Genomic DNA, 15132 nt, shown 5'->3' with positions numbered 1-15132 from the left:
GGGCCGGCCCACCGGGCCGGCCCTTTCCTCAGCTGGTTCAGCTGCCGATGAGCTGCGGGATCTTCTCGAACAGCTGCTGGGTGTAGGTGACCATCTCGTGCAGCATCCAGTTGCCCGAGAAGAGCAGCGCCGCGCCCACCGCCGCCGCCTTCGGGACGAACGAGAGGGTCGCCTCCTGGATCTGGGTGACCGACTGGAACAGGGAGATCGCGAAGCCCACCGCCAGGGCGGTGAGCAGCACCGGGGCGGCCATCTTCGCGGCAATGGTCATCGCCTGCAGGCCCAGCTCAACAATCATCGTGTCGGTCATGCCAGTCAGTTCGGGCCGGCCGCGGGGGCGCGGAGTGCGCAACGGGCGCGCCCGGGTTGCGGTTCGGTTCGGCCCCGGGAAAGCCTCAAGCCGACGACAGCGGCGGGAAGCAGGCCACCAGGGTGTCGATTGGCCATCGTCGGCCCGGGGGCGGCTGGATACGATCCGGTTACCGAAACCCCTGCTTGAGGAGCCGATACACCATGTCCGAGAACCAGAGCGCAGTCGGGACCGCGCGGGTCAAGCGCGGTATGGCGGAGATGCTCAAGGGCGGCGTGATCATGGATGTCGTCACGCCGGAGCAGGCGAAGATCGCCGAGGATGCCGGCGCGGTGGCGGTCATGGCGCTCGAGCGGGTGCCGGCCGACATCCGGGCCCAGGGCGGCGTCTCCCGCATGTCCGACCCCGACATGATCGACGGCATCATCGACGCCGTCTCGATCCCGGTGATGGCCAAGGCCCGCATCGGCCACTTCGTCGAGGCCCAGGTGCTGCAGGCGCTCGGCGTCGACTACGTCGACGAGTCCGAGGTGCTGACCCCGGCCGATTACGCCAACCACATCGACAAGTGGCAGTTCACCGTGCCGTTCGTCTGCGGCGCGACCAACCTGGGCGAGGCGCTGCGCCGCATCACCGAGGGCGCCGCCATGATCCGGTCGAAGGGCGAGGCCGGCACCGGCGACGTCTCCAACGCCACCACCCACATGCGCAAGATCCGGCAGGAGATCCGCCGCCTGCAGACGCTGCCCGAGGACGAGCTGTTCGTCGCGGCCAAGGAGCTGCAGGCGCCGTACGACCTGGTCCGGGAGGTCGCCGAGGCCGGCAAGCTCCCGGTGGTGCTGTTCACCGCCGGCGGCATCGCCACCCCGGCCGACGCCGCAATGATGATGCAGCTCGGCGCCGAGGGCGTCTTCGTCGGCTCCGGCATCTTCAAGTCGGGCAACCCGGCCCAGCGCGCCGCCGCGATCGTCAAGGCCGTCACCTTCCACGACGACCCCGACGTGATCGCCAAGGTCTCGCGCGGCCTGGGCGAGGCCATGGTCGGCATCAACGTCGACGACATCCCGGTGCCGCACCGCCTCGCCGAGCGCGGCTGGTAACACACCGATGCCCAAAAGCCCCGGCGATCCAGCCGGGGCTTCGAACGCGGACGCTTTGCTCTGCTTCCTCACGGTAAGCGGACGCTTTGCTCTGCTTCCTCACGGTAAGCGGACGCTTTGCTCTGCTTCCTCCCGGTAAGCGGAGCAAATGCGCAGCCGCTTCCTCACAGTAAGCAGAGCAAGAGGGCCGCGTGCTTCCTCAGGGTGAGCAGAGCAAAGGGCGGTGAAAGAGCTGGTCGCGGCCGGGGGAGGAGGCGGCGGAGGGTCAGACCGACTCGAGTGGGGCCGTGGGCGGGGCCGCCGGCTGCGGCACCCCGGCCGCGGGCTCGGGCAGCGCCGGGTCCTCGATGTCGAAGTACTGCGGCAGCGGGTACCGCCGGGTCATCCCCAGCGCCCGCACCAGCAGCCGGCGGCGGCACGTCAGCGCGTCGCGTACCTGATCGGTGTGCACCTGGCGGGCCAATCCCACCCGGCGGCTGGTGGCGATCAGCTGCCGCACCGCCGGGTCGTTGCCGGTCAGCGGCGTGGCGCGCAGCTGGCGGGTCAGATCGTTCTCGGCCGACTCGCGCTCGTCCGGATCGGCGTCGAGCGCCAGCCGGGCGGCGGCGTAGAGCTCGACGTTGTCCTGCTGCTCGGCGACGACCGCGGCGGCCGCGGCCCGGCGCAGCAGGTGGGCGTCGAGGGCCCGCTCGGCCGCCTGCGCGCGCACGTGCACCCGCTCGACCCGATGCGCGGTCCAGCCCAGGTAGGCGGAGAACAGCGCGACCACCGCGACCGCCCCCAGCACCCACCACATGCGGGGCATCGTAGTGCCCTCCGGCCCCGGCGGGTCACGCCCCGGGCCGTGGCTCTGCCCACTCCTCGTCGATGACCCGGCCGTCGGTGGCCTCGATCGCGGTCGCGTAGACCTCGAGCACGCGCAGCGCCACCCCCGGCCAGTCGAAGGCCGCGACCGCCGTGCGGGCGTCCGCCGCCAGCGCCGCGCGGCGGTCCGGGTCGTCGAGCAGCGCCCCGAGCAGCACCGCGAGCGCGGCCGGATCCCCGGTCGGGAACAGCGCGCCGGCCTTGCCACCGTCGAGGACTCGCCGGAACGCGTCGAGATCGGAAGCCGCGATGGCGGTCCCGGCCGCCATCGCCTCGGTGAGGATCATGCCGAAGCTCTCGCCGCCGGTGTTGGGCGCCACGTACACGTCCACGCTGCGGAGCATGCGAGCTTTGTCCGCTTCCGACACCATACCGAGAAATATCACGCGATGGTGGAGATCAGCCGGTATTTCCGCGTAGAGCTCGGACGACTCGCCCGGTCCGGCCACCAGCAGCCGCAACCCGGGCCGCTCCCGGGCCAGCGGCACGAAGGCCGACCGCAAGATGTCGAACCCCTTGCGCGGCTCGGTGAAACGTCCGAGAAATCCGATCGCGCCCCCAGAACCGGGCCACCCGTCCAGCGGCACGGCGTCGGCGAACTTGGCGACCGCCACCCCGTTGGGGATCTCGACCGCTCCCCCGCCCAGGTGCTCCACCTGCACCTTGCGGGCCAGCTCGCTGACCGCGATCCGGGCGGTGATCTTCTCGACCACCAGCTGCAGCAGCCCCTGCGCCATCGACAGCGCTCGCGACCGGGTCATGGCCGTGTGGAAGGTGGCCACGACCGGGCCCCGCGCGGAGAGCACGGCCAGCATCGACAGCGAGAGCACCATCGGCTCGTGCACGTGCAGCACGTCGAAGTTCCCGCGGTTCAGCCACCGCCGCACCCGGGCGGTGGACACCGGACCGAACGCGATCCGGGCCACCGACCCGTTGTACGGGAACGGCACCGCCCGCCCGGCCGGCACCACGTACGGCGGGAAGTCGGCGTCCTCGTCGGCCGGCGCCAGCACGCTGACCTCGTGCCCGAGCCCGATCAGCGCCTCGGAGAGGTCCATGATGTGGTTCTGCACGCCGCCGGGCACGTCGAACGAGTAGGGCGAGACGATCCCGATCCGCACGATGCTCCCCCTACAGCCACAGCTTCTGGAGCATGTGCCAGTCCTGCGGGTGCTCGGCGATCCCGGCCGCGTACGCGTCCGCCAGCATCTGCGTGGTGGCCTTGACCCGCTCGTCGAGGCGGCCCTCGGTAGGCGGCGTGATCGGGCGCAGCACCGCGTACGTCTGCTTGCCTTGGAATGAAAGATCGACGGCGTAGAGCGGCGCGCCGGTGCGGATCGCCAGGATCGCCGGGCCGGCCGGCATCCGGGTGCGCCCGCCGAAGAACTCGACCTCCACCCCGCTGCGAGAGAGATCGCGGTCGCTGAGCAGGCAGACGATGAAGCCCTGGCCGAGCCGCTCGGCGAGCACGTCGAGCGGCGGGCGCTCACCACCGGTCAGCGGGATGATCTCCATGCCCAGCTTCCGGCGGTACGCCATGAACTGCCGGAACACCCCTTCGGGCTTGAGCCGCTCCATGACGGTCACCATGCGCCAGCCGTTGGCGGCCACCCAGCCGGCCGCGGCATCCCAGTTGGCCAGGTGCGGCAGGGCCAGGATGATGCCGCCGCCGTCGGTGGCGCCTTTCCGGATCCAGTCGTAGTGCTCGTCGGTGATCCCGAACCCCGCGAGCAACTGCTCCTTGCTCTGCGACGGCAGCCGGAAGGCCTCGAGCCAGTACCGCGCGTAGGAGCGCAACCCGTCGCGGACCAGCTCGTCCGGCATGCCCTCGCCGACGACCTGGGTGAGATTCCGGCGCAGGCGCTGGGTGCCGGGCCCGTTCTTCCGGTACGCCCGGTCGGCCGCGGCCACGAACAGCGACCGCGCCACCGGCAGCGGCAGCATCCGCACGAGCCGCCAGCCGGCCGCGAACCCGATCTCGGTGAGCCGGTCCTTCACGTGGGCTCCGACGGCGACACGGGGGCCGGCTCGGTGCGGGCGGCGTGGATCAGGCGCTGGAAGACCGTGACGACGGAGAGCAGCGCCACCACCCACAGCGCGGCCGGCAGGCCCCAGTCGAGCCCGGCGGCGCCGAGCAGCCCGCCGACGCCGAGGATCACCAGGCGCTCGAGGCGCTCGGCGATGCCCACGTCGGCGTTCAGCCCGAGGCTCTGGGCGCGCGCCTTCACATACGACACGACCTGGCCGGCGGCCAGGCTGATCAGGGCGGCGGCCGTGCCGCCGTACGGATTGCCCTGGGTCGCCATGTAGTAGACGACCGCCCCGAAGACCGCGCCGTCGGCGATGCGGTCCATGGAGGAGTCGAGCAGCGCGCCGAACTTGCCGGAGCCGCCGCGCATCCGGGCCATCGTCCCGTCGAGCACGTCGGTGAGGGCGCACGCGGTGACCACCAGGGTGCCCACCAGGAGCTCGCCGATCGCGCCGAAATAGGCGCCGATGAGCACGCCGACGGTGCCGGCGATGGTCACGGCGTTCGGGGTGACCCCGATCCGCAGCAGAAAACGCGCGGCCGGATTGACGCCGTGCGACACGACAGCACGGGCGGTTGCGTTGACGATCTTTGCCATGGCGGTCCCACCCTATCGGCGGGAAGCGCGGGACAGTACGACCCAGGCCCCCCAGTGGCCGTATCGTCATCTCCTGCGACGTTTGACCACTACAAAGGGTTGCGACGGGCACAGCGGCGGGTGTGGGATTCAGGAACAGCGTCGTAACAGTCACGAAACGGCTAGGGAGCGGACGCCATGGCGCAGAAGACCTCGGAGAAGGGGCTCAACGGCGCGGCGGCGCCGGTGGTGACCGAGCCCGGCAGAGTACGCAACGTGGTGCTGGTGGGCCATTCGGGCTCGGGCAAGACCACTCTGGTCGAAGCCCTGCTCGCCGCCACCGGGACGATTCCTCGGGCGGGCACGGTGGCCGACGGCACCACGGTGTCCGACCATGACCCGGCCGCGGTGCGTCAGCAGCGGTCGGTTTCGCTGTCCTGTGCCCCGCTGATGCACCAGGACGTCAAGATCAACCTGCTCGACACGCCCGGCTACGCCGACTTCGTGGGCGAGTTGCGCGCCGGCCTGCGGGCCGCGGACGCCGCCGTCTTCGTGGTGTCGGCCGAGGGCGGCGTCGACGACGCGACGACGGCGCTCTGGGAGGAGTGCGCGGCGGTCGGCATGCCCCGCGCCGTCGTGATCACCCGGCTCGACCACCCGCGCGCCGACTACGACGCCACCCTCGAGGCCTGCCAGGACGCGTTCGGCGAGAACGTCATGCCGATCTATCAGCCCATGCTCGGCGACGACGGCGTCTCGATCGCCGGCCTCATGGGCCTGGTCACGCTGCGCGTGCTGGACTACTCCGAGGGTTACCCGCCCAAGGCCGGCGAGGCCGAGCCCGAGCACCTCGAGCCGATCGCCGACGACCGCAACACGCTGATCGAGGGGATCATCGCCGAGAGCGAGGACGAGACCCTGATGGACCGCTACCTCGGCGGCGAGGAGGTCACCGCCGACACGCTGGTCGCCGATCTGGAGAAGGCGGTCGCCAAGGGCAACTTCTACCCGGTCATCCCGGTCTGCTCGGCGACCGGCGTCGGACTCGACGCCCTGCTGGACGGCCTGGTCACCGGCGCGCCGTCGCCGCTCGAGCACGACCTGCCGGTGGTCACCGGGGTCGACGGCTCGCCGCGCCCGCCGCTGACCTGCGACCCCGAGGGCCCGCTGGTGGCCGAGGTGGTCAAGACCACGATCGACCGGCACGTCGGCCGGGTCTCGCTGGTCCGGGTCTTCTCCGGCACCCTGCGCCCCGAGCAGGTGCTGCACGTCTCCGGGCACGGCATGGCCGAGCGCGGCCACCCCGACCACGACGCCGACGAGCGGGTGGCGCACATCTACTCCCCGCTCGGCGCGACGCTGCGCGAGGTGCCCTACTGCGTGGCCGGCGACATCTGCGCGATCACCAAGTCGGGCAGCGCCGAGACCGGCGACACGCTGTCGAGCAAGGACGACCCGATGCTGATGGCGCCGTGGAGCATGCCCGAGCCGCTGCTGCCGATCGCCGTGGTCGCCAAGACCCGCTCCGACGAGGACGCGCTGGCGAAAAACCTCGCCCGTCTGGTGGCCGGCGACCCGACGATGCGCCTGGAGCGCAACGTCGAGACCCACCAGCTGGTGCTCTGGACGATGGGCGAGTCGCACGCCGACGTGGTGCTCGACCGGCTCCGCTCGGGCGGCGTCGAGCTGGACACCGAGCCGGTCAAGGTGCCGCTGCGCGAGACGTTCGGCTGCGAGGCCAAGGGTCACGGCCGGCACGTCAAGCAGTCCGGCGGCCACGGTCAGTACGCGGTCTGCGACATCAGCGTCGAGCCGCTGCCCCGCGGCTCCGGCTTCGAGTTCGTCGACAAGGTGGTCGGCGGCGCGGTCCCGCACAACTACATCCCCTCGGTCGAGAAGGGCGTGCGCAGCCAGCTCGAGCGCGGCCTGGTCTCCGGTTACCCGGTGGTCGACCTGCGGGTGACGCTCTTCGACGGCAAGGCGCACAGCGTCGACTCCTCCGACGCCGCCTTCCAGACCGCCGGCGCGCTGGCGCTGCGCGAGGCGGCCGCGGCCGGCCAGGTCACCCTGCTCGAGCCGATCGACGAGATCGCCGTGCGGGTGCCCGAGATGTATGTCGGCGCGGTGATGAGCGACCTCTCCGGCCGCCGGGGCCGCCCGCTGGGCTCGGAGTCGGAACCGGACGGCGCGCACAGCGTCGTGCGGGCCGAGGTGCCGGCCACCGAGCTGATCCGGTACGCGGTGGAGCTGCGCGCCCTGTCCTCCGGCGCGGGCACCTTCACCCGCCAGTACATCCGCCACGAGCCCATGCCCGCCCACCTCGCCGAGGCCGTGAAGAAGGAGAAGGAGAACGCCAAGTAGGGCGGGTCACAGCGCGATGGCGTTGGCCGCCTCGTGCATCGGCGCGAGGACCTTGTCGATCACCTGCTCCTTGCGCGGGTGGTACTTCAGGGTCCGCATGCCGTAACTGCGGAACGCGATCGCGAGGCGGCCGCCCGGCACCATGTCCTTGGCCATCTTCTTGCCGAAGGCCATGTTCTTGGCCACGTACGGGCGCATCACCCGCTCGTAGGTGGCCAGGCCGTCCGGCTCGCCGAGGTGCTTGCCGAGCACGTACGCCCCGGCCAGGGCGAGGCTGGTGCCCTGCCCGGAGGCCGGCGCCGGGCAGTGCGCGGCGTCGCCGAGCAGCGCCACCCGCCCGCGTGCCCAGGACGGCAGCTCGACCTGGCTCATCGAGTCGAAGTAGAAGTCGGGCGCGTCGTCCATCGCCGCCAGGAACTCGTCGACCCGCCAGCCCTGACCGGCGAAAGCCTCGCGGACCAGCCGCTTCTGCGCCGCGACGTCGCGGCGCGCCAGGTCGAGCTCCGGCGCGGCGAAGGTCAGGCCGACCCGTGCGTTTCGGTCCCGGTCCATCGCGTACGCGAAGACGAGCCGCCCGGGCCGGAAGTACATGACCTCCTCGCGCTCGATGCCCAGCAGGTTGGGCGTCGAGAAGATCGAGATGTACGCCCCGAGGTGGCTCAGCGGGGTCTCGCCGAAGACCAGCCGCCGGGTCGCCGAGTGCAAACCGTCGGCGCCGATCACGTAGTCGAACCGGCGGGGCGCGCCGCGCTCGAACGCCACGTCGACGCCCTCCGGCCCGTCGGCGATCTTGGTGATCGCGTCGCCGAACACGTACTCCACCCCGTCGGCCGTGGCGTCGTGCAGGATGCGGCTCAGATCCCACCGCATGATCTCGACGTCGTCGCCGCGCCGGCCCATCAGCAGGTCGGCCGGCAGCGCCGCGATCGGCTTGCCGTTGCCGCGCACGTAGGTGATCTGCCGCATGCCGGTGTCGGCCGCGGTCGCCGCCTCGAGCAGGCCCATCCGGCGGAGCACCTCGGTGGCCGCGCCGCGCACATCCACCTTGTAGCCCGCCTCGCGCAGCGCCGGAGCGCGCTCCACCACGGTCACCTCGAAGCCGCGCTCGCGCAGCCAGAACGCACATGCGGGGCCGGCCACGCCGGCGCCGGAGATCAGTACCCGAGTCGATGTCATGCGGACTACTATACAAACGTATTATACGTTTGTATAGAAGTTAGGATCGCGATCGTGGGCCACAAGGAAGATCTGCTGGTGGGCGCGAAGCGGGCGCTGCTGGAAAAGGGCTACGCGCGCACGACGGCGCGCGACATCGTGGCCCTCTCCGGAACCAACCTCGGCTCGATCGGCTACCACTACGGCTCCACCGAGGCGCTGATGACCGCCGCGATGCTCAGCGCCATGGAGGACTGGGGCGATCGGCTCGGCCTGGCGCTGGCCGGGCCGGCCGAGGACGGCGAGGACCCGCTGATCGGCTTCTGGCGGCGGGTGATCGGCTCGATCCAGCAGGACCGCGCGCTCTGGATGGCCAGCATCGAGGTGACGATCCAGGCCGAGCACAACCCGCGGTTGCGCGAGCAGCTCGCCGAGGGCGTCGAGCAGGGCCGCCGCGGCATGGCGTCGCTGATGACCGGCGTGCCCGAGGATCAGCTCGACGACGAGACCGTGCGCACGCTCGGCGCGGTGCAGATGGCGCTGATGTCCGGGATCCTCACCCAGTGGTTCACCGACCCGGAGAACGCGCCTGGCCCCGACCAGATCGTCGCCGGGATCAGGGCGCTGGCCAGGCTTTCCGAAGCATGACCCGGGTGTCGGTGAGCACCTGGGGCAGCACCTTGGTGCGGCCGATCACCGACATGAAGTTGGCGTCGCCGCCCCACCTCGGCACCACGTGCTGGTGCAGGTGGGCCGCGATGCCGGCGCCGGCCACGGCGCCCTGGTTCATCCCCAGATTGAAACCGTGCGGGCTGCTCACCGTGCGGATCACGCGCATCGCCGTACGCGTGAAAGCCGCCAGCTCGATCGTCTCGCCGTCGGTCAGATCGGTGTAGTCGGCGACGTGCCGGTAGGGGCAGATCAGCAGGTGGCCTGGATTGTACGGATAGAGGTTGAGCACCGCGTAGACCAGCTCGCCGCGGGCCACCACCAGGCTCTCGGCCTCGGCCGGCGCCCGGCAGAACGGGCAGCCCGACGGCTTCGCGTACCCCTCGGGCGGCGCCTCCTCGCCGGTGACATAAGCCATCCGGTACGGCGTCCACAGCCTCTCCAGGCCGTCCGGCTCCCCCGTCTCCGTCACGCCCAGCAGCCTATGCCAACGAGGTGGCGAGCCAGGGCGGCAACGGCTCGCGCGCCGACAGCCAGCCGGCCGGGATGCCGTCGAGGCCGGTGTGCGCGGCCACGATCCCGCCGGCGATCGCGCAGGTGGTGTCCACGTCCCCGCCCGCCGCCACGCAGGCCCGGATCGCCGCCGGATAGTCGTCGAGGAACCGGTCGGCCACCCAGAGCGCGAACGGCACGGTGTCGCGCGCCATCGCCTGCGCCCCGGCCCCCAGCTCGTACGCCGCCTCCTCGGCCGAGCGGCACCGGGTCGCGGTCACCAGCCCCTCCCGGACCCGCCCGTCGGGGGTGTGCGCCGCCACCGCCCGCAACAGCCCGGGCCGGTGGCCGTCGAGCCGCCCGGCCGCCGCGAGCGCCGCCGCGACCGCCACCGCCACGCCCCCGGCGATGCCCTCGGCGTGCGCGTGGGTCACCTCGGCCGCCCGGGCGCCCTGCGTCGCCGCGTGCGCGAGCGAGTCGGCGTGCCAGGCGCCCAGCGGCGCGGCCCGCATGGCCGCGCCGTTGCCGGCCGATCCCTCGCCGTCGAAGGCCGACGCCGCCGCGATCGGCCACGGCAGGCCCTCGCGGATAGCCCGCAGCATGACGACCGCGCCGGGCCCGTAGCCCCGATACGGATCGTGATGACGGCCCAGCAGCTCGGCGAAGGCGTCCCGGTCGAACTCGCCGTCGTTGAGGACCGCGACCAGGCAGCACGCCTCCTCGGTGTCGTCGGTCCACTCCCAGGGAGCGACGGGCAGGTCGGCGAAGTCGAGCGGAGCCGCGAAATGCTGGGCCCCGAGCGCGTCGCCGACGCTCAGACCGGCCAGGCTCTCGAGCGCCAGGGCCAGTCGCGTACCGGGGAAAAGCGTGAACGACATCAGCACATCGGATGGTAATCCGTCACTGAACGTGATCGAAGGGTGTCCCTGGATCACCGGTTAGGCGTGTCTTGCCCGGGGCAGTACGGTCTCTGCATGGCCACGGTGTTGCTCGTCGAGGACGATCACGTCGTGCGCGGCGCCATGCTCCGATCGCTGACCGACCGGGGGCATGCCGTGCACGCCGTCGGCACGGCCCTGGACGCGCTGCGCCGGGTCGCCGCCGAGACGCCCGACCTGGTGGTGCTCGATCTCGGACTGCCCGATCTGGACGGTTCGGATGCGTTGCGCATGTTGCGGGGCATCACCGACGTTCCGATCATCATCGCGACCGCCCGCGACGACGAGCAGTCCGTCGTGCGGCTGCTGCGGGCCGGCGCCGACGACTACATGGTCAAGCCGTTCACCGGCGCCCACCTGGACGCGCGCATCGCCACGGTGCTGCGCCGGGTGGGCCGCGCGAGCCGCACCGCCCAGCCCGCTGTGCACGAGGTCGGCGAGCTGCGGGTGGACGTCGGCGAGCGCAGCGCCAGCCTCGGCGACCAGGCCCTTGCCCTGACCCGCAAGGAATTCGATCTACTGGCATATTTAGCGGCGCGCCCGGGCCGGGTGGTCTCCCGTCGTGAGCTGTTGGAGGAGGTATGGCGACAGCCATCGGTCGGCGAGGACCAGACGATCGACGTTCACCTGTACTGGCTGCGCCGGAAACTGGGCGAGTCCGCGGCGAAGCCTCGCTACCTGCGCACCGTGCGGGGGGTCGGGTTCCGGTTGGTGGCGCCGGACTGAGGTCCCGGCTGGCGGTCATGACCGCGGCCACCACCGCCGTCGCCGCGCTGGCGTTCCTCGTTCCGCTCGGCTGGTATCTGCGCTCCGACCACCGGGACCAGGTCATGTCGCTGGCCGAGCGGCGCAGCGCCACGATCGCGGGCGCGATCGCCTCGGGCGCCGACAAGAAGGGCCTGGCCGCCGCCGTCGCGGCGGCCGGCGGCCGGACGGTGACCCATCCCCCGGGTGACGTCGCGGGCGGGTGGGCGGGCGCGGCCGAGGTGCGACTGACGGCTTCCGGCGGCGCGATCCGCGAGGTGGGTGTCGCCGATGGCCGGGTACGCCTGGAGCCGGTGACCGTCGCCGGCAAGACCTCCGTGGTCGAGGTGTTCGTGCCGGCCGCCGATCTCGCCGGCGACACCACCCGCAACTGGCTGCTGCTGCTCGGCATCGCCCTCGGCCTGGTCGGCGGCTCGGTCTTCGTGGTCGACCGGCTGGCCCGCGGCGCGGTGAGCTCGGCCCGCAATCTGGTGCACGCGGCGCTCGCCGTCGGCGGCGGCGACCTCGGCGTGCGCATCCAGCCCTCCGGCCCGCGCGAGCTGGCCGAGGCCGGGTACGCGTTCAACCGGATGGCCGACCGCCTGGTCAGCGCGCGCACCGACGAGCGGGAGCTGGTCGCCGACCTGTCGCACCGGCTGCGCACCCCGCTGACCGCGCTGCGGCTGGACGCCGAGGCGCTGGACCCGGACGACACCCAGGTCGGCATGTTCGATCAGGAGGAGCTCGACCGCCGGCGCGGCATCCGGCGCATCCGGCAGGCGATCGTGACCCTCGAGGGCGAGGTCAACCAGCTGATCAACACCACCCGCCAGGCGGTCGCGGCGCAGGTGGCCGAGGCCCCCGAGGACGGTTTGTGCGACGCCAGCGAGGTGGTCCGGGAAAGGATGATGTTCTGGTCGGCGCTCGCCACCGACCAGAACAGGCAGTACCGGGTGATCGGCGCCCATCTGCGGATCCCCGTCCCGGTGGCCCGTGCGGAGCTGGCTGCCGCTCTTGATGCCGTTTTGGGTAATGTGTTCCGCTACACCCCCCAGGGCACCGCGTTCGAGGTCGGCATCTCCCGCCGTGACGGCTGGGTTGCCGTCCGGGTCGACGACGCGGGGCCCGGCATCCCCGATCCGGAGAAAGCGATGCAGCGTGGTCAGAGCAACCAGGGCTCGACGGGCCTGGGGCTCGACATCGCCCGCCGCGCGGCCACGGCCGCCGGCGGCTCGGTCAGCCTCGACCGTGCCGCGATGGGCGGCGCCAGCGTGGTGATGCTGCTGGCCGACGCCGAGGCCGCGCCCAAGCAGGCCAGCCGGTTCGGGCTGGTGGGACGCCTCGCGCGCGAGCGCACCAGCCGCCCCGGCAGGTCGGAGTGAGCAGTTGCTTAGATCTGCGTTAAAAAGGTTTCGCCGACTCGGCCGGGGTGGAATTGTTCCCGACGATCCCATCCGGCTTCCCGGTTCGAAGCCCGCAAATCGTCCCCGCGAGAAGAACCGGCGAAGCTCACGCGCGGTGAGAGGTGGTAACCCCAAGGCTGCCTCCCACCGCGCCCCCGCCAGGCAAGGAGAGGACTTGTCCACCCACCGCCGGCCGGTCGTCGCGCCGCGCGCGCATCGCCGGGTGGAGCGCCCCCACGCCTCGAACCGGCCCTGGACCCACCGGCTGCTGCCGGTCGGGCTCGGTCTGGCCGTGCTCGGCGTCGGCGGCGTGGTCGGCCCCAGCGTGGTGGAGGAGGTGTCCGGCGGCTCCCAGCAGCTCGAGCTGACCGCGCTGCCGGCCGACAACCCCGGTCAGGGCCTGGTCTACGAGGGTCTCGCGGCGGCGAAGTCCGGTGCGATCTGCGCGGGCACGTACCAGTTGGACGACCAGACCTGCACCCGCGGCCCCGACCCGGCCCCGGCCGGGCTTTCGGTGCGCCGGGGCGTCGCCCCGGTCACGGCGAAGGCGCCCGAGCCGGTCCAGCCGACGCTGGAGACCGGCGCGGTGCCCGCCGACGCCGAGATCGCCCGGGACGAGGGCGGCAGCGCGCTGACCGCGGACGCGCCCGCCCTGATTCCCGACGCGGCCCCCGGCGAGGCCGACTTCATCATGGGCTCGCAGAATGTCGCGTGCGAGGCCGACGGGCGCAGCGGCAAGCGCGTCCAGGTGCTCTACCTGCACGAGTTCGGCACGCCGTCGCGGTACACCGACTACCTCGGCTCGATCCGCACCTGGGCGGGCGGCGTCGACCAGATCTTCGACGAGAGCGCCGGCGAGACCGGCGGCTCGCGGCACGTCCGCTTCGTCACCAACCCGCAGTGCCGGGTCGACGTCGCCGAGGTGCAGCTGCCGCCCGAGGCCCTGGGCACCTTCGCCAAGAGCATCCGGGCGCTGCAGACCCTGGGATACAACCGCAACGACCGCAAATACCTGATGTTCGCCGACACGAACGTCTACTGCGGCATCGCCACCTACATCGCCGACACCCGCGCCGGCCTGGGCAACCGCAACAACGGCGGCCCGTCGTACGGCCGGGTCGACTCGGGCTGCTGGAGCTCGATGATGGCGGCCCGCGAGCTCACCCAGACGCTGGGCGCGGTGCTGGTCAAGTCGCCGAACGCGAGCGGCGCCGGCGGCTGCCTGGACGAGTACGACCTGCTGTGCGGCGAGGACCGCTCGGGCAAGCCGGTGCGCAACGTGTGCCCCAAGAAGCACGAGACCCGGCTGGACTGCGGCCACGACGACTACTTCAGCACCAACCCCCGGCCGGGCAGCTATCTCGCCAAGAACTGGAACATCGCGACCAGCGAGTTCCTGCTGCGCGGCGACGGCGGCGACGACGTGCCCGACGCGGCCGGCGCCCCCGACGTCGCCGCCGAGCCGGCCACCGAGCCACCCGCGCGGGCGCCGAGCGCGAGCGTCTCGTACGCGGCGGGCGCGGCCGACGGCGGCGGCGACGCTCCCCCGGCCCCCGACGTCACGGCTCCCGGCAACGGGAACGCGCCCGGCGCCGGCAACGGGGCGGGCAACCCGGACGGCGCCGGCAACCCGAACGGGGCCGGGAACGGCAACGGCGCCGGCCCCGGCAACGGCAACCCGGACGGCACCAACGGCAACGGCACGCTCGCCTCCCCCGGCGTTCCCCCGCCCGGCGGCCTGCCGACCGAGCAGGCCGGTCACCGGGTGCTGCCGGCCGCCGGGCCGAAGCAGCAGGCCCAGGCGGTGCAGGCGGTCCTCGAGATCCGGGACGCGACCAGCAGCTCGGTCCGCCTCATGTGGAGCGCCGCCTCCCCCACCGCCACGTACGAGGTCTGGGTCGGCGACTCCCCCATCGCCACCACCAAGGCCACCCGGGCCCGGCTGATCGGCCTCAAGCCCGACGCCACCTACCAGGTGACCGTCAAGTCGGGCAGCGCGTACGCGGCGAAGGCCACCGCCGAGACCGCGCCGGCCGCCCGGCCCGCCCAGAACACGTGGTTCACCCTGACCAACGCGCTGACCGGCGGCGCCGCCGACCTGTACGCGGCGCGCACCGCCAACGGCACGCCGCTCACGCTCGCCGAGACCGACGGCAACGCCCAGCAGCAGTGGCAGCTGGTGCCGGCCGGCAACGGCGCCTACTCGCTCGTCTCGCGGGCCACCGGCAAGTGCGTGGTCCCGCTGGACGGCAACCCGGTGGCCGGCACTCCCCTGGTGCAGGGCGACTGCGGCACCGACTACGGGGCCCGCTGGCAGTTGCAGGCCTCGGACTACGGATTCACCATGCGCACCACGGTCGGCGACCTGGTCGCCGGCGTAGGACAGCAACGCTTCGGCGCGCACCGGGTGCTCGTGCTCCAGAACGGCAACGGTCAGCGCCACCAGAGCTGGACGGCGGTGCCGGACTAGGCCCGCCCTTGGGGAGGCGA

General features: G+C 72.3%; 14 protein-coding genes. 6 read left to right on the top strand and 8 right to left on the bottom strand.

Annotation, left to right across the window (positions count from 1 at the left end):
• Positions 1–37 precede the first annotated feature (37 nt).
• Complete coding sequence (gene fliQ, locus ACFQS1_RS23445) at positions 38–310, bottom strand: flagellar biosynthesis protein FliQ (protein WP_378971919.1); 273 nt, start codon at positions 308–310, stop codon at positions 38–40.
• 203 nt (positions 311–513) lie between these two features.
• Between fliQ and pdxS the strand changes: the two genes are divergently transcribed.
• Positions 514–1410 (top strand): pyridoxal 5'-phosphate synthase lyase subunit PdxS, encoded by an 897-nt coding sequence (gene pdxS / locus ACFQS1_RS23440; RefSeq protein WP_378971917.1) that lies wholly within the window; start codon positions 514–516, stop codon positions 1408–1410.
• 265 nt (positions 1411–1675) lie between these two features.
• On the opposite strand, the gene ACFQS1_RS23435 is transcribed toward pdxS, so the two are convergent.
• From ACFQS1_RS23435 to pgsA, 4 genes are read right to left on the bottom strand one after another with little or no spacing between them, the layout of a single operon-like run.
• Positions 1676–2215, bottom strand: coding sequence for a hypothetical protein (locus tag ACFQS1_RS23435; protein ID WP_378971915.1), 540 nt, complete (start codon positions 2213–2215; stop codon positions 1676–1678).
• 25 nt (positions 2216–2240) lie between these two features.
• Entirely contained in the window at positions 2241–3395 is a 1155-nt protein-coding gene (locus ACFQS1_RS23430) for a glycosyltransferase family 4 protein (protein WP_378971913.1), read from the bottom strand.
• A gap of 10 nt (positions 3396–3405) precedes the next feature.
• Positions 3406–4218: a phosphatidylinositol mannoside acyltransferase gene (locus tag ACFQS1_RS23425; protein ID WP_465263215.1), complete on the bottom strand. Its 813-nt coding sequence runs from the start codon at positions 4216–4218 to the stop codon at positions 3406–3408.
• Between the two features lie 50 nt (positions 4219–4268).
• Positions 4269–4901: a phosphatidylinositol phosphate synthase gene (gene pgsA, locus ACFQS1_RS23420; RefSeq protein ID WP_378971909.1), complete on the bottom strand. Its 633-nt coding sequence runs from the start codon at positions 4899–4901 to the stop codon at positions 4269–4271.
• Between the two features lie 177 nt (positions 4902–5078).
• On the opposite strand from pgsA, the gene ACFQS1_RS23415 reads away from it, so the two are divergent.
• Positions 5079–7241 (top strand): elongation factor G-like protein EF-G2, encoded by a 2163-nt coding sequence (locus ACFQS1_RS23415; protein WP_378971907.1) that lies wholly within the window; start codon positions 5079–5081, stop codon positions 7239–7241.
• 6 nt (positions 7242–7247) lie between these two features.
• Here ACFQS1_RS23415 and ACFQS1_RS23410 read toward each other — a convergent pair whose 3' ends face one another.
• Positions 7248–8417: an FAD-dependent monooxygenase gene (locus tag ACFQS1_RS23410; RefSeq protein ID WP_378971905.1), complete on the bottom strand. Its 1170-nt coding sequence runs from the start codon at positions 8415–8417 to the stop codon at positions 7248–7250.
• 54 nt (positions 8418–8471) lie between these two features.
• Between ACFQS1_RS23410 and ACFQS1_RS23405 the strand changes: the two genes are divergently transcribed.
• The gene (locus ACFQS1_RS23405) at positions 8472–9044 is read left to right on the top strand and encodes a TetR/AcrR family transcriptional regulator (RefSeq protein ID WP_378971903.1); all 573 of its coding nucleotides are present in this window, start codon (positions 8472–8474) and stop codon (positions 9042–9044) included.
• Here the strand turns inward: ACFQS1_RS23405 and ACFQS1_RS23400 are convergent.
• On the bottom strand, positions 9013–9483 hold the full coding sequence (locus ACFQS1_RS23400; protein ID WP_378972084.1) for an HIT family protein: 471 nt from the start codon (positions 9481–9483) through the stop codon (positions 9013–9015). The genes ACFQS1_RS23405 and ACFQS1_RS23400 overlap by 32 nt on opposite strands.
• 64 nt (positions 9484–9547) lie before the next feature.
• A complete protein-coding gene (locus ACFQS1_RS23395) occupies positions 9548–10435 on the bottom strand; it encodes an ADP-ribosylglycohydrolase family protein (RefSeq protein ID WP_378971901.1) in 888 nt (295 codons plus the stop codon).
• A gap of 96 nt (positions 10436–10531) precedes the next feature.
• On the opposite strand from ACFQS1_RS23395, the gene ACFQS1_RS23390 reads away from it, so the two are divergent.
• From ACFQS1_RS23390 to ACFQS1_RS23380, 3 genes are all read left to right on the top strand, one after another.
• A complete protein-coding gene (locus ACFQS1_RS23390; protein ID WP_378971899.1) occupies positions 10532–11221 on the top strand; it encodes a response regulator transcription factor in 690 nt (229 codons plus the stop codon).
• A gap of 17 nt (positions 11222–11238) precedes the next feature.
• Complete coding sequence (locus ACFQS1_RS23385) at positions 11239–12621, top strand: HAMP domain-containing sensor histidine kinase (protein WP_378971897.1); 1383 nt, start codon at positions 11239–11241, stop codon at positions 12619–12621.
• Positions 12622–12817: 196 nt separating this feature from the next.
• Positions 12818–15112, top strand: coding sequence for an RICIN domain-containing protein (locus ACFQS1_RS23380; RefSeq protein WP_378971895.1), 2295 nt, complete (start codon positions 12818–12820; stop codon positions 15110–15112).
• Positions 15113–15132: the final 20 nt, after the last annotated feature.

The organism is Paractinoplanes rhizophilus (assembly GCF_042664765.1).
Classification (GTDB): domain Bacteria; phylum Actinomycetota; class Actinomycetes; order Mycobacteriales; family Micromonosporaceae; genus Actinoplanes; species Actinoplanes rhizophilus.
Note: the sequence above shows the minus strand (reverse complement) of the source record. Positions and strands in the feature narration are given on the sequence as shown.

Coding starts and splice junctions, on each gene's coding strand:
- pdxS (WP_378971917.1), top strand. CDS start 514: ATGTCCGAGAACCAGAGCGCAGTCGGGACCGCGCGGGTCAAGCGCGGT.
- ACFQS1_RS23425 (WP_465263215.1), bottom strand. CDS start 4,218: ATGCTGCCGCTGCCGGTGGCGCGGTCGCTGTTCGTGGCCGCGGCCGAC.
- ACFQS1_RS23390 (WP_378971899.1), top strand. CDS start 10,532: ATGGCCACGGTGTTGCTCGTCGAGGACGATCACGTCGTGCGCGGCGCC.
- ACFQS1_RS23415 (WP_378971907.1), top strand. CDS start 5,079: ATGGCGCAGAAGACCTCGGAGAAGGGGCTCAACGGCGCGGCGGCGCCG.
- pgsA (WP_378971909.1), bottom strand. CDS start 4,901: ATGGCAAAGATCGTCAACGCAACCGCCCGTGCTGTCGTGTCGCACGGC.
- ACFQS1_RS23385 (WP_378971897.1), top strand. CDS start 11,239: ATGACCGCGGCCACCACCGCCGTCGCCGCGCTGGCGTTCCTCGTTCCG.
- fliQ (WP_378971919.1), bottom strand. CDS start 310: ATGACCGACACGATGATTGTTGAGCTGGGCCTGCAGGCGATGACCATT.
- ACFQS1_RS23395 (WP_378971901.1), bottom strand. CDS start 10,435: ATGTCGTTCACGCTTTTCCCCGGTACGCGACTGGCCCTGGCGCTCGAG.
- ACFQS1_RS23400 (WP_378972084.1), bottom strand. CDS start 9,483: ATGGCTTATGTCACCGGCGAGGAGGCGCCGCCCGAGGGGTACGCGAAG.
- ACFQS1_RS23410 (WP_378971905.1), bottom strand. CDS start 8,417: ATGACATCGACTCGGGTACTGATCTCCGGCGCCGGCGTGGCCGGCCCC.
- ACFQS1_RS23435 (WP_378971915.1), bottom strand. CDS start 2,215: ATGCCCCGCATGTGGTGGGTGCTGGGGGCGGTCGCGGTGGTCGCGCTG.